Below are 12,875 nucleotides of genomic sequence, written 5' to 3'. Positions count from 1 at the left end.
GGAGTATCTTATATATTATACTCGTCCTTGCAGTAGGACTTACAGTTGCTTGCCTAATATAAGCGTGCCCAAGCATTGGTGGAAGGAATTGCTGCAGTTGCCTTCGCTGTAATGGAACACCGGGCTATTCAACAACCTACAAAGGCGGTGAATGATCGTGAAAAAGGTTTGGATTGACGCAGGGCATGGCGGGAAGGATTCCGGAGCAACCGGAAATGGCCTGCAGGAGAAAGACGTCGTGTTAGCGGTGTCTCTTGCTGTGAAGAAACGATTGGAAGCTGATTATGGCGATGTCCAAGTACTACTCTCCCGGTCTTCAGATGTGTTCCTTGAATTGGCTGAACGGACTCATAAGGCAAACGCTGCTGGCGCAGATATCCTAGTTAGCATCCATTGTAACGCGGGTGGAGGTGCAGGGGGCTTTGAGTCATATCGATATACCTCGGCAAGCTCCGGTTCGGTAAAATTGCAGAACGTTATGCATACGGAGGTCATGAATGCCATTAAAACCTTCGGAGTCATCGATCGGGGGCAGAAGGCCGCTAACTTGCATATGGTCCGTGAATCTAAAATGCCTGCCGTCTTAACCGAAAACTTGTTTATCGATGTCGCGGCAGATGCAGCTAAGCTTAAACGGCAGGATGTAATAGATTCTATTGCGATCGGGCATGTGAATGGCATTGCTAAATATTTGGGGCTTCAGAAGAAAGAGGGGGCTGGTACAGTGGAGGATAAGGTACATGTCGTCGTCAACGGAAAGCAGATCGCGGATGGGAAGCTTGAGAATGGCGTGACCTATGTGCCGCTTCGGGCCATCGGTGAAGCATTAGGCGCCAGAGTGAGCTGGGATAATAAGACCAAGACGGCTACAGTTACGACCGAATAAACACCTGATTATTTGGAGATAGGAAGTATGGTTCTCATCCATGGATATGCAAACCTCCACTTGTTGGGGGGGTGCAAAAGAGCAGTGCTATTTTGTGCCCCATCGAACAATTTATGTCCCTTTAATCCTAATTTAAGCTTCCATTAATATTCGGAGCTTATGATATAAGCACCCCTTAAAAAATATATCAGAAGCCCCACTAACATCGGTTAGAGGGGCTTCTTTGGTTGTCTTCCCTCATCTGAGGCAAAGCCCAGGCTTTTGGATGAGCTATTTACAATCCCAGCCATTTCGTGATATAAGCCGATACGGCTAATTCCTGGAAATCCTGCCAGCTGCGAAATGGGGTATGTTCAACGATAAACGGGTTAATCGTATGTCCTTGTATGAATTCGTCAAACTCTTCATCTGTGCTTCCCTCATAACCTGCGGCTTTCAGCAAGTGACCGATTGAAGAAAACTTGGTATGTCTTTGAATAAATGATTCCGTGAACAATTCTTCCACGGGCACTTCTTGTTTCATGTCCGAGAGCCTTGCGGCATTTTCGCGAATTTCTGATAGCTTCTCTTCATCCAGTCCGTCTAATCCACTGATCCCAGTATTCATTATGCCCACCTCCAAAAAGTTGCACGTCACTCTATTATACATATACGAGTATGCTGAATTATCGGATTCGCTTTTTTTTGAAGCAGGTATTGACTTGCTATTTTTATATAAAGGGAGAAGGTTTAGTACATATTTATAATTATTCTTTACCTAGGAATGACGGTCGATATCATGTAGACTGGTAATGATTTACTGCCGCCACACCTTGCTTTATGGGGGATGGAGGTCCGTACATACTTGCTTGCATATGGGGGTGGGCACTGTGCCCAAACAAGAAAAGGTTTCAATGTCATGGCTGCTGCGGTATTTGAAACCGGTAAAAGGACGGTTAATACTGCTGCTCGTGTTGCTGTTGACGTCGACGGGCTTGCAGCTTTTGAATCCGCAAATTGTCAAACGATTTATTGACACGGCAGCCGAAGGCGGGGTTATAGCCGCGCTGATTCAGCTGGCGGGATTGTTTCTGGTCGTGGCTGTTTTTAACCAGCTGATAACCGTGGCTGTCAGCTATATGGGGAACGATATTTCATGGCGAGCGACAAACCGGCTTCGCGGCGATCTCTTGAAGCATTGCTTGCGGCTGGATATGCGATTTCATAATGTCAAAACGCCCGGCGAGATGATCGAGCGGGTGGACGGCGACGTGACGAATATTTCGAACTTCTTCGCGATGTTCATCGTGCAGGTTATCGGAAGTTTTGTGCTGCTCGCCGGCATACTAGGATTTATGTTTACGGTCAATCTGCCGATCGCGATCGTCATGACGGTGTTTACGCTGCTGTCCATTTTGTTCATGGTGTTCATCCGGAATATGGGCGTCAATTCTTCGAAGAATGAACGCGAAGCCAGCGCTTCGCTGTTCGGGTTAATTGAGGAACGCATCGCCGGCATTGAGGATGTACAGGCGAACGGCAATGTGCCGTATGTGATGAATCGGTTTCACCGGATGATGCGCACCGTGTTTCTGAAAGGGAGAAAAGCCTGGATGCTCCGCGTTGTCCCTTGGAATACCACGGTGATTCTGTTTGCCCTTGCGGTTACCGCAGTCCTGTTACTAGGGGTTCGCTATTATCTGATCGGTGAAATTACGCTGGGGACCCTGTTCTTAATCTACCAGTATACGCAGATGCTGAATGATCCGATCGAGATGCTGGGTGACCAAGTGCAGGAGTTCCAAAAAGCAAAATCCGGCATGCTGCGCTCCAGAGAGTTGTTGTCCAACAAGAGCGAGATTGTGGACGGTGAGCAAGAGGAGCTTCCGGAAGGGGCGCTCGGTTTGGAATTTGAGGGCGTCAGCTTCAGTTATAACGAAGATAAACCGGTGTTAAAAGACATCAACTTTGAAGTCAAACCAGGCGAACGCCTGGGCATTATCGGTCGTACCGGCAGCGGAAAGTCGAGTCTCAGCCGTATTCTGCTTCGACTGTATAACATCGACAGCGGCGTGATCCGCGTTGGGGGGACTGATATCACGAAGCTGAAGCTGCCTGCGCTTTACCGCCGGGTGGGGATGGTCACACAGGATGTGCAGCTGTTCGATGGCTCGCTGCGTGACAACCTGACGTTGTTTGATCACGGCGTGTCGGATGCATTCATTCTGGAAACGACGGAGCGTTTGGGGCTTCGGCAATGGATCGATGCACAGCCGGAAGGCCTGGATACGCATCTGACAGCAGGCGGAGCTTCGCTGTCCGCGGGAGAAGCTCAGCTATTCGCTTTAACCCGGGTATTTTTGACGCAACCAAGTCTGGTGATTCTGGATGAACCGTCTTCACGCCTGGATGCCGCAACGGAAACGATGCTGCAGGTAGCCGTGGATCAGCTGATGAGCAGCTGTACGGGCATCATCATCGCGCACCGGCTGGCTACGCTGGAGCAGGTGGATAAAATTATGGTGCTGGGTGACGGGCGAATTATGGAATTCGGCGCACGGGAAGCACTTGCGCTTGATCCGGCATCACATTATGCCAGACTGCTGAGCACAGGCAGAGAGGAGGAACTGGCATGACCATCACGGGTTTTATAGGGCGCCTCTTTCGATTCAGGCCTTCATTATTTTTAATCAACGGTCTGCTGTGGTGCATATTTCATTCTTTGCCGCTATTGATCGGACTGGGGATGCAGTGGTTTTTTGACCGGGCGACGGCCAATTCCACGGATTATGTATGGCTGGCGGTACCCTTGATCTTTATTGCCGTTGTAAGGGTTGCGCGGGTAGGGACGTTCTTTGCGGCCTTCTATCAATGGGTAACGTATATTTACCACATTCAGGCCATTCTGCGCACGAACATGCTGGCCGGCATTATGCGCTGGCCGGGACGTAATTTGCCAGCTTCTCCAGGGGAGGCGATGAGCCGCTTCCGCGATGACGTGGATGAAGTTGTGGAATACGTGGAATCCTGGGTGGATTTCTGGGGACGTCTCGTTTTTGCCCTCGTATCCGTTGTCATTATGGCGAGCATTAACTGGAAGATCATGCTGGTGGCCGTGCTGCCGCTCGTGGTGGTCACGCTCCTGAACAATCTGTCCGGCAACCGCGCGCGTCGTTACGGCCTAAAGAACCGGGAAGCTACAGGGCGCATTACCAGCTTTATCGCGGAAACCTTCGGTGCGGTTCAAGCCTTGAAGCTCGGGCAGGCCGAGGATCATGTACATGAGCGCTTTATGAAGCTGAACGAAGACCGCCGGCAGGCAGCGCTGAAGGATAATCTGTTCAAACAATGGATGCGATCCTTGAATCAGCATGTGCTTAGCATCTGTACGGGACTGATTCTGCTGATGTGCGCAGCTGAAATGCAGGCCGGGCATTTTACCGTCGGGGACTTTGCTTTGTTCACGTCTTACCTGGCCAATATCGGCTTCAGCATTTCCTTATTCGGTTATATGGTATTCCAGCACAAGCGGCTGAAGGTTTCCTTTGACCGGATGCGGTCGCTGTTTCGCCCTGGTGAGGAAGACCGGATCATTGAGGCACGGGAAACGTATCTGAACGAAGAGCCGCCGGAACTGCCCGTCATTCACAGAGAACCAGGAGAGAAGCTGAAGGAGCTGGAAGTCAAGAATTTATCGTACCATTATCCGAATTCGGAGAATGGCATAACGGATATTAATTTCCGCCTGGAGCGCGGCAAGTTTCTGGTGGTGACCGGACGAATCGGGGCGGGGAAATCGACGCTTGTCCGGACATTGCTGGGACTGCTGCCGAAACAGGAAGGAACGATCCGCTGGAACGGGGAAGAGGTGGATCCGGCAACCTTCCTTATGCCTCCTCGGGCGGCCTATACTCCGCAGGTTCCAAGGCTGTTTAGCGATCCCTTGATAGAGAACATCGTGCAAGGGAAGAAAGAGCGGACCGAGGAAGCTCTGGAACGGGCTGTTCGGCTGGCCGTCATGGAGAAGGATATCGAGAATCTGGATCAGGGACTGGAGACGTTTGTCGGTCCGAGGGGCGTTATGCTGTCGGGGGGACAAATCCAGCGGGCGGCCACGGCACGCATGCTGATCACGGGCGCGGATTTATTCATTTTTGATGATCTGTCCAGCGCGTTGGACGTGGAGACGGAGCAGCAGGTATGGGATGGGTTGTTCAAGGAGGAGGGCGTCACTTGCATCGCGGTATCGCATCGGAGGGCAGCTCTTTCGAAAGCCGATCATATCATCGTCATGAAGGATGGGCGAATCGAAGCGGAGGGTAGCTTGACAGAGCTGCTCGCCACGAGCGAAGAGATGCAGCTGTTATGGCAGGGCGAGCAGACCGCTGTTGAGGCTCAGGCCCCCGCAGAGGATGAAGCTGAAGTTAGTAAGGTATAACATCAAGTTTGGTTTGGAATTGGGGATGTAAGAACAGGTTTCGACAGGTTTAGATAGGTTTAGAGCAGGGCAGCTTCCGTTGGTGTGGAGGCTGCCTTTTTTTGTATAATATTTATGGTAAATAATGGGTCGATATTCAGATGTATGAGGGAGAGATCTATATGAAGAATCGCAAATTCTTGGTAACGTTCGGTTATAACCTGGACCATAGCAATATCGATTACCTGGTGTCCGATCGCCTGTCCCGCCATAAGGGCTGGATTCAGAAGGATTACTTTGATCCGGTGCTGCACACAGGGGCTGCGTTTATTCTAAACTACCAGATTATCGACACGAATGCTGCCAGAGTCTCGCAGCGCTATTACTTGGATGATTACCACGTCACGGAAGCCAGGCTGCAAGGCTTTCTTTACTCGCTAAACCAGCTGAAGGGTACGCATGTGTTGTGCAATCCCAGGGTACAAGGACATCACTGGACCGTTATTGATGGGCACGAGTACAGCTGTTATGCCTATCAGACACTGGATGGAAGAGATCTGCGCTTCTTGCAGTACGAAGAGGATTCAGAAGAAGCTTCTCTTAAGAAGGGGGTGCCTCGGATTCCTGAGCATCAGCACTACCTAGCCTTCCCCTCTGATTGCAGTCAAGAAGAGAAGGATCGGCGGCTGACCGACTGGATCATCGGAATTATTGAAGCGGGGAGGCAGCAGCCTTAAGTGTCACCGCCATTCATAATGGATACTCACTGCGTATTTCCTCCACCGGGGAACAACGTAATTCGTTGCTGCGTCTGCATATCGTTAAACCTATCGTAAATTCCGTTTCGCATATTCTATTATTTTGCTTGCGAGAATAAGGATATAAATACAAGCCGATCGATAGGCTCGGGGAATAGGATGTAGAAGATGAATGGAAAGGGTGGGTTTACCATGGAATGGAGCGTCATTTTTCAATTGATCGACCCGCGGCTCTTCATGGTCGTTGCTGCCTGTTGGGTAATCGGATATGTGCTGAAGCAAACGCCCAAGGTTCCGAATTGGAGCATTGTATATTTGGTTATGGTCGTATCGATTCTATTCACAACCGGCTTGATCGGCTGGAGCGTGGAAAATATCATTCAAGGCATACTTGCAGGGGCGTTTGCGGTATTCGGCCATCAGGCCGTTAAACAAACGGCAGAGGCGATTGCGACTAGAAAGAAGTAAGAACGGCTGAATGGCCCGGGATGATTTTTGACTAAACCGAACTTTACCTGGCAGTCTGCCGCTTGAACCTGTTACTCTTAAGTCCATAAGATGATTTAAGGGAGCGTGAAGATTTGCAGAGGAAAACGTTGACGGTTGAGGCACTGCCTGGATTTGAGCCGGAGATCGGCCGCTGGATATGGGGACTTGAGGATGTGCGGCGAACGATATTGAAACGGCTGGAAGGGATTCGGTATGAGCAGTTGAACCATAGGGCGGACGGTCGGCAGTCGATCGGTTCGCTGTTGTACCATATTGCTTATATTGAAGCGGACTGGCTATACGCTGAGGTGCTTGAATCCGACTGGGATCCGAAAATAAAGACCTCCTTTCCCTGGGATCACCGTACCGAAGATAACCGTCTTTCTGAAGTGCCGGATCAGTCACTGGATGAACACCTTCACCGTATGCAGAAGGTACGTCATGAACTGCTTGCCCACTTCAAAGGCATGGACCTCTCGGATTGGAGGAAAGTCAGACAACTGGAACCGTACGATGTAACACCGGAATGGGTCATCTATCATCTGATTGAGCATGAGTCCCACCATCGGGGACAGATATTTCAGCTGTTAAGAGAATTGGAGCAATCTTAAAGTACCGAAAGTCCACTCCGATGAGAGTTTTGGCCTTCGCGGCTAATGAATTTTGAGGCTGCTGCTATTCACGTTCATATTCCCCGGGCAGGGAGCTTTCCTTGCTCTTTTTTTGTATACCCTGCAACGATCCAGATGTCAAAACGTAGTAAGCAAATAAAGAGCGCGGTATAGGAGGAGATATGATGAATAATGAATTTTACGTCGGGTGGGGAACGCTGGCATTAATCAATGCGGGATTGGCTCAAGGGAAAAATAGAACGGGATTAAACTGGTTTCTGCTATCCTTATTGCTAGGCCCGCTGGCAACCCTGATTCTTGTCCTGTCAGCTAAAAGGTAATCTGATTAATTAAAGAGCCGCCTCCCGGCATGGGAAGCGGCCTTTATCGGTTTACATCCGTTGAAACATAGCGGTGTCACGGCTGTAGTGCGTCAGATAACCTGTCTCTTCGTTGCGGATGCGGACGACATCCGGTGTGTAGCATTCAATGTAACCCCGCTCGATCTCCACGTATACGCTTGCGGGATCCTCTTCCCATACGGAAACCACCGTTTCCGATAAGGCGGCCGCGAAAAAATGGATGTCTTGCGATAGGTACCGGCTATTGCGGTCTGTATTCATTTATTTCATATCCCCTTGATGGTTAGAATCAGATAAAATGCGGTCTACTAGCTCGTTCATTCCCTTCCAGGAATCCTTCAGAAAAAATTCATGCTGAATATGCGCGTTCCACGGACGCGGAATCAGAATGGTTTGTTTTCCGGCTTTTCTGGCGGCAATCGCATTATGGGGACCATCGTCAATCAGAAGATCAAATTCCACTAAATCCTTGCGTTTGGCCACGAAAAAATTCTCGAACGGAATAAAAGGCATATGCCGCTGCAGCCATCTCCATTTCTCGGGCACCGAGGAGGGGCGGGCTGCGGTAACAACAATGACGTCATAATCATGCGTCATTCTGTGGACTTCGTCAATCGTATATTCATCAAATAGTTCAAGTTCTTCATATAAACCCGGCTTTCCGAAGAAAAACTCCTCCGAGCATTCAGGATGCCAGATTTGGTGCAGGTTATAATCGGTAATCTGATCCAGCGTCAGCTGAGGATCCTTGTACTGCAGATTGTGATAATGAATGGCCTTGGGTATGAGATGGCAGATGGTATCATCCATATCGATGGCGACTATTTTTTTGCTCATATCGTCATTACTCTCCTGTTAATCATGAATTCTAAGAAACGATGATGTTCCGTAAATTGTAAGGGACAGGATGCTTGTTGGCAAACCGGAATCAAAAATGGGAGGGAGTAACATTTTCTTTCTCCTGACTCATTATAAACTAAGTATAGCATTAATGCGGCAACAACCTTCCTGATATTTCGCGGTTACGGGAATAACTTAATAAAGCCTTCATCCATTATGACAGTACATGTCATGATTACCCTTTTATAATAAGAACACTACAGGGTACAAGGGAGGAACGGCCATGGAGCAAGAATATATCAACATTCGTGGAGCTAGAGAGAATAACCTGAAGAATGTGACGCTGCAAATTCCTAAACGAAAAATCACGGTCTTTACCGGCGTATCCGGGTCGGGCAAATCGTCCATCGTGTTCGATACCATCAGCTCGGAAGCTCAGCGGTTGCTGAATGAGACGTTTACCGCTTTTGTCCGCAACCGGCTTCCACGGCACAGTCAGCCGGACGTCGATTCGATCGAGAACTTGTCGACGGCCATCGTCATTGATCAGAAGCGTCTGGGGGGCAATTCGCGATCCACGCTAGGGACGATTACGGATCTGTACGCCATACTCCGTCTGTTGTTTTCCAGGGTGGGACAGCCGTTTGTGGGATATTCCAACGTCTTTTCTTTTAACGATCCCCAAGGCATGTGTCCGGAATGTCAGGGAATCGGCAGGAAGGTTGAGCTGGATCTTAATAAACTGCTGGATACAAGCAAGTCTTTGAATGAGGGAGCGGTCCGATTCCCTATTTTCTCCGTAGATAGCTGGTATATGAAGAATTACACCATGTCCGGTTTCTTTGATAACGACAAGAAGCTGGCCGACTATTCCGAAGCGGAATGGGATCTCTTCCTGTACGGCAAGGAGGGGAAGGTAACGTTCCCGTCCAAGGGAGGACCGGTACAGTCCGACTTCGAAGGTCTCGTGTTGAAGTTTAACCGGCTTTATATTCAGAGAGACAGCAGTGAATTGTCGGAACGCACCTTGAATCACGTCAAAAATTTTATTACGCATGGCACATGCCCTTTATGCAAGGGGACGCGGCTTAGTCAAGCAGCATTAAGCTGCAGGATCAACGGCTATAATATCGCCGATTGTGCGGCTATGGAGATCGGGGAGTTAAGAGAGGTCATCCTGAATATCAAAGAGCCCGTGGCTGCGAGTATGGTGGCCAGCTTGGCCGAGCGGCTGCAGCACTTGATGGATATGGGGCTGGATTACCTGACGCTGAATCGGGAGACGACCACGCTCTCCGGGGGCGAGTCACAGCGGGTGAAGATGGTTAGGCATCTGGGCAGCAGCTTGACGGATATGATGTATGTTTTTGATGAGCCCAGCGTGGGTTTACATCCACGGGATGTTCACCGGCTGAACGACATGCTCAGGAAGCTTCGCGACAAGGGCAACACGGTGCTGGTCGTGGAGCATGACCGTGACGTGATTGAAATTGCCGACCATGTGGTGGACGTGGGGCCGAATGCCGGTACCCGGGGAGGGGAAATTGTCTTCGAGGGCACGGTTGAGCAGCTGTGCAGCCAAGATTCTACGTTAACCGGGCAGTATATGAAACGTTTCATGCCGATGAAAGAACAGTTCCGGGTACCGACAGGACAGATGCGGATTGCCAATGCCAATCATCATAATCTGAACAATGTAACGGTGGATATCCCGGAAGGCGTGTTGACCGTGATCACGGGCGTAGCGGGGTCAGGCAAGAGCTCGCTGATTCATCACGCCTTCCTGTCCCAGCATCCCGAGGCTGTCGTCATCGACCAGTCTGCCGTCAGCACCTCGATCCGTTCCAATCCTGCTACCTATACGGGCATCATGGATGACATCCGGAGTTTGTTCGCCAAAGCTAACGATCAGAGTCCATCCCTGTTCAGCTTCAATTCCAAAGGGGCCTGCCCCGACTGCCACGGGCTTGGTTTCATCTATACGGACCTGGCGTTCATGGAAGGCATCAAGTCTCCGTGCGACACCTGTGACGGCAGGCGCTTTAAGGATGATGTACTGCAGTATAAGCTCCATGGAAAAATGATTACCGATGTGCTGGATATGACCGTGCTGCAGGCGCTCGATTTTTTCGAGAAAAAAGAAATCAGGCGGCGGCTGGAGGCTTTGCACGATGTGGGCCTGCACTATCTGACCCTCGGACAGCCGCTAAGCACTCTGTCCGGGGGCGAAAGCCAGCGCATCAAGCTGGCCAGCGAGCTGCACAAGCAGGGAAAGATCTACGTGATGGACGAGCCGACGACCGGACTGCATATGTCGGATGTCGGGCATTTGCTGGACATGATGAATCGGCTCGTTGATAATGGCAGCTCGGTGATCGTGATCGAGCACAATCTGGATGTGATCCGTCAGGCGGACTGGATCATTGATCTCGGACCCGAGGGCGGCAGCAGGGGAGGCAGGGTCATGTTCGAAGGAACGCCTGCTGAACTGATCACGGCGGAACAATCGCTGACTGCGAAGTATGTACGGGGTTAGCAGGAATCCAAGGGAGCGAAGGCCGGTTCTTACCGGAGTCTGACCGAACCCATGCAGTATGTAACATGGGAGCAGGGAGGATTCGCTTTTCGTAGTTTTATAATGGACTTGCCAAAGGCCATGCCGCATACCCCCGCGGCATGGCTATTCTATGGTTGTTAGGCTTATAAGATCGCTTAAACGGCAATACTGTATGCTGCGACAGACCAAGTTGGTTAATGATGTACGTGTAATGACTCGGTCCGCATTTCTAAATAAGCAGCATCTTTATTGTAAACGGGGGATACGACAATGCAGAAAGTATGGTGGAAAGAAGCCGTTGCTTACGAAATCTATCCGCGCAGCTTTATGGATTCGAATGAAGACGGCATCGGGGATCTGCAAGGGGTTATATCCCGCCTGGATTATTTGAAGGATCTCGGGATTGATGTTATATGGGTATGCCCCATCTATCGTTCGTCCAATAACGACAACGGTTACGATATCAGCGATTATCAGGATATTATGACGGAGTTCGGGTCCATGGCCGACTTCGATCAGCTGCTGGCCGAAATCCATAACCGCGGCATGCGGCTTATTATGGATCTGGTGCTCAATCATACCTCGGATGAACATCCGTGGTTTATTGAATCCCGTTCCTCAAGGACCAATTCGAAGCGGGATTACTATATCTGGCGGAATGCGAGGGATGGAGCGGAGCCGAACAATTGGGAATCCGTATTCACCGGCTCCGCTTGGGAATATGACGAGTTAACGGATCAATATTATCTCCATCTCTATTCCAAGAAGCAGCCTGATTTAAACATGGAGAATCCGGCGGTCAGGGATGATCTGGTCAAGATGATCCGTTGGTGGCTGGATAAAGGGATTGACGGTTTCCGCGTGGATGCGATTACCCATATTAAGAAGCTTCCGGGTTTGCCGGATATGCCGAATCCGAATCACCTTCGTTATGTCGACTCGAATCCCGGACATCGGAATATCGCGGGCATCCATGAATTTCTTCAGCAATTCAAACGCGAGGCGTTCGCTCATTATGACATTATGACGGTTGGCGAAGCGAGCGGCATTCCGATAGCGGAAGCAGACCGCTGGATCGGGGAAGAGAACGGGTCGCTGAACATGATTTTTCAATTTGAGCATGTCAATCTTGATTTCGGACTGGAAGGACGCTGGGATTATGCGGTCTGGGACTTGGCCGAATTGAAGCAGATCATGCATAAATGGCAGACGGGCCTTGAAGGCGTGGGCTGGAATGCCCTCTATATGGAGAATCACGATCAGCCGCGGTCCGTATCCCGTTTTGGCGATCCGGTCCATTATCATAAGGAATCGTCTAAGATGCTGGCTACTTTTTTTATGCTGATGCAGGGGACGCCGTTTATTTATCAGGGACAGGAAATCGGAATGACGAATGTCGAGTTTGCAGAGCTGAGTGATTATCGGGACGTGGAGATCTACAATTATTATCGCGAGCGGCTTCTGGACGGGAAAGACGTGTCCGAGACGATGCGTAGAATCGCGTACCGGGCTAGGGACAATGCAAGAACGCCGATGCAGTGGGATGACACGCTCTATGGCGGCTTCTCAACGGTTGTGCCGTGGATCCGCTGCAATCCGAATTATCATGAAATCAACGTAGAGCAGCAGCTAACCGATCCCGACTCCATTCTGAATTACTATAAAGCCTTGATCCGACTGCGCAAATCCAGTGAGGCGCTGATCTACGGAAAATATGAAGCCGTGCTTAAAGAGCATTCAGAAATTTTCGCCTATTCCAGATCGTTCGGGAACGAGACGTACTTGATTGTTCTCAACTTTTATAGCGGAACACCGGATTTTCAGTTCCCGGCGGAATGGAGTGAGCATCAACCGGAAGTTGTACTCTCGAATTACGAGCGCTCGGACCGAAGCTTCGACGAATTCGCGCTACACCCTTATGAAGCGATAGTTTATCGTGTAAACTAAGTGGGTAAGCGATTTCTTGAGATGAGAGG

Annotated in this window: 12 protein-coding genes; 9 read left to right on the top strand and 3 right to left on the bottom strand. The window is 50.1% G+C overall.

Going from position 1 to position 12,875, the window contains the following annotated elements; translation table 11 throughout:
- Positions 1 to 157: 157 nt before the first annotated feature.
- The gene (locus ACPV3A_RS27245) at positions 158 to 886 is read left to right on the top strand and encodes an N-acetylmuramoyl-L-alanine amidase (RefSeq protein WP_194540774.1); all 729 of its coding nucleotides are present in this window, start codon (positions 158 to 160) and stop codon (positions 884 to 886) included.
- 274 nt (positions 887 to 1,160) lie between these two features.
- On the opposite strand, the gene ACPV3A_RS27240 is transcribed toward ACPV3A_RS27245, so the two are convergent.
- On the bottom strand, positions 1,161 to 1,493 hold the full coding sequence (locus ACPV3A_RS27240) for a hypothetical protein (protein WP_426202513.1): 333 nt from the start codon (positions 1,491 to 1,493) through the stop codon (positions 1,161 to 1,163).
- 262 nt (positions 1,494 to 1,755) lie between these two features.
- Between ACPV3A_RS27240 and ACPV3A_RS27235 the strand changes: the two genes are divergently transcribed.
- From ACPV3A_RS27235 to ACPV3A_RS27210, 6 genes are all read left to right on the top strand, one after another.
- Positions 1,756 to 3,501 (top strand): ABC transporter ATP-binding protein, encoded by a 1,746-nt coding sequence (locus ACPV3A_RS27235; RefSeq protein ID WP_194540775.1) that lies wholly within the window; start codon positions 1,756 to 1,758, stop codon positions 3,499 to 3,501.
- Complete coding sequence (locus ACPV3A_RS27230; protein WP_426202511.1) at positions 3,498 to 5,303, top strand: ABC transporter ATP-binding protein; 1,806 nt, start codon at positions 3,498 to 3,500, stop codon at positions 5,301 to 5,303. Before ACPV3A_RS27235 ends, ACPV3A_RS27230 begins: the two co-directional genes overlap by 4 nt.
- A 161-nt stretch (positions 5,304 to 5,464) precedes the next feature.
- Positions 5,465 to 6,019 carry a hypothetical protein gene (locus tag ACPV3A_RS27225; protein ID WP_426202509.1) on the top strand — a complete coding sequence of 185 codons (555 nt, stop codon included), beginning with the start codon at positions 5,465 to 5,467 and terminating at the stop codon, positions 6,017 to 6,019.
- A 189-nt stretch (positions 6,020 to 6,208) separates the two neighbouring features.
- On the top strand, positions 6,209 to 6,508 hold the full coding sequence (locus ACPV3A_RS27220) for a phage holin family protein (RefSeq protein ID WP_071222109.1): 300 nt from the start codon (positions 6,209 to 6,211) through the stop codon (positions 6,506 to 6,508).
- Positions 6,509 to 6,621: 113 nt separating this feature from the next.
- Entirely contained in the window at positions 6,622 to 7,140 is a 519-nt protein-coding gene (locus ACPV3A_RS27215) for a DinB family protein (protein WP_426202507.1), read from the top strand.
- Between the two features lie 185 nt (positions 7,141 to 7,325).
- Positions 7,326 to 7,481: a hypothetical protein gene (locus ACPV3A_RS27210; RefSeq protein ID WP_220686651.1), complete on the top strand. Its 156-nt coding sequence runs from the start codon at positions 7,326 to 7,328 to the stop codon at positions 7,479 to 7,481.
- A gap of 51 nt (positions 7,482 to 7,532) precedes the next feature.
- Here the strand turns inward: ACPV3A_RS27210 and ACPV3A_RS27205 are convergent, their stop codons facing one another.
- Positions 7,533 to 7,763 (bottom strand): hypothetical protein, encoded by a 231-nt coding sequence (locus tag ACPV3A_RS27205; RefSeq protein ID WP_071222107.1) that lies wholly within the window; start codon positions 7,761 to 7,763, stop codon positions 7,533 to 7,535.
- Positions 7,764 to 8,339 (bottom strand): 5' nucleotidase, NT5C type, encoded by a 576-nt coding sequence (locus tag ACPV3A_RS27200; protein WP_426202504.1) that lies wholly within the window; start codon positions 8,337 to 8,339, stop codon positions 7,764 to 7,766.
- Positions 8,340 to 8,625: 286 nt separating this feature from the next.
- Here ACPV3A_RS27200 and ACPV3A_RS27195 point away from each other — a divergent pair, with 286 nt between their 5' ends.
- The gene (locus ACPV3A_RS27195) at positions 8,626 to 10,878 is read left to right on the top strand and encodes an ATP-binding cassette domain-containing protein (RefSeq protein WP_220686650.1); all 2,253 of its coding nucleotides are present in this window, start codon (positions 8,626 to 8,628) and stop codon (positions 10,876 to 10,878) included.
- Positions 10,879 to 11,169: 291 nt separating this feature from the next.
- Positions 11,170 to 12,846: a glycoside hydrolase family 13 protein gene (locus tag ACPV3A_RS27190; protein WP_426202501.1), complete on the top strand. Its 1,677-nt coding sequence runs from the start codon at positions 11,170 to 11,172 to the stop codon at positions 12,844 to 12,846.
- The last annotated feature ends 29 nt before the right edge of the window (positions 12,847 to 12,875 follow it).

Source organism: Paenibacillus sp. Dod16 (assembly GCF_049893405.1).
Taxonomy (GTDB): Bacteria; Bacillota; Bacilli; order Paenibacillales; family Paenibacillaceae; genus Paenibacillus_AQ.
This window is presented reverse-complemented; position numbering and strand designations above follow the sequence as displayed.

Coding starts and splice junctions, on each gene's coding strand:
- ACPV3A_RS27240 (WP_426202513.1), bottom strand. CDS start 1,493: ATGAATACTGGGATCAGTGGATTAGACGGACTGGATGAAGAGAAGCTA.
- ACPV3A_RS27230 (WP_426202511.1), top strand. CDS start 3,498: ATGACCATCACGGGTTTTATAGGGCGCCTCTTTCGATTCAGGCCTTCA.
- ACPV3A_RS27225 (WP_426202509.1), top strand. CDS start 5,465: ATGAAGAATCGCAAATTCTTGGTAACGTTCGGTTATAACCTGGACCAT.
- ACPV3A_RS27220 (WP_071222109.1), top strand. CDS start 6,209: ATGAATGGAAAGGGTGGGTTTACCATGGAATGGAGCGTCATTTTTCAA.
- ACPV3A_RS27210 (WP_220686651.1), top strand. CDS start 7,326: ATGAATAATGAATTTTACGTCGGGTGGGGAACGCTGGCATTAATCAAT.
- ACPV3A_RS27205 (WP_071222107.1), bottom strand. CDS start 7,763: ATGAATACAGACCGCAATAGCCGGTACCTATCGCAAGACATCCATTTT.
- ACPV3A_RS27200 (WP_426202504.1), bottom strand. CDS start 8,339: ATGAGCAAAAAAATAGTCGCCATCGATATGGATGATACCATCTGCCAT.
- ACPV3A_RS27195 (WP_220686650.1), top strand. CDS start 8,626: ATGGAGCAAGAATATATCAACATTCGTGGAGCTAGAGAGAATAACCTG.
- ACPV3A_RS27190 (WP_426202501.1), top strand. CDS start 11,170: ATGCAGAAAGTATGGTGGAAAGAAGCCGTTGCTTACGAAATCTATCCG.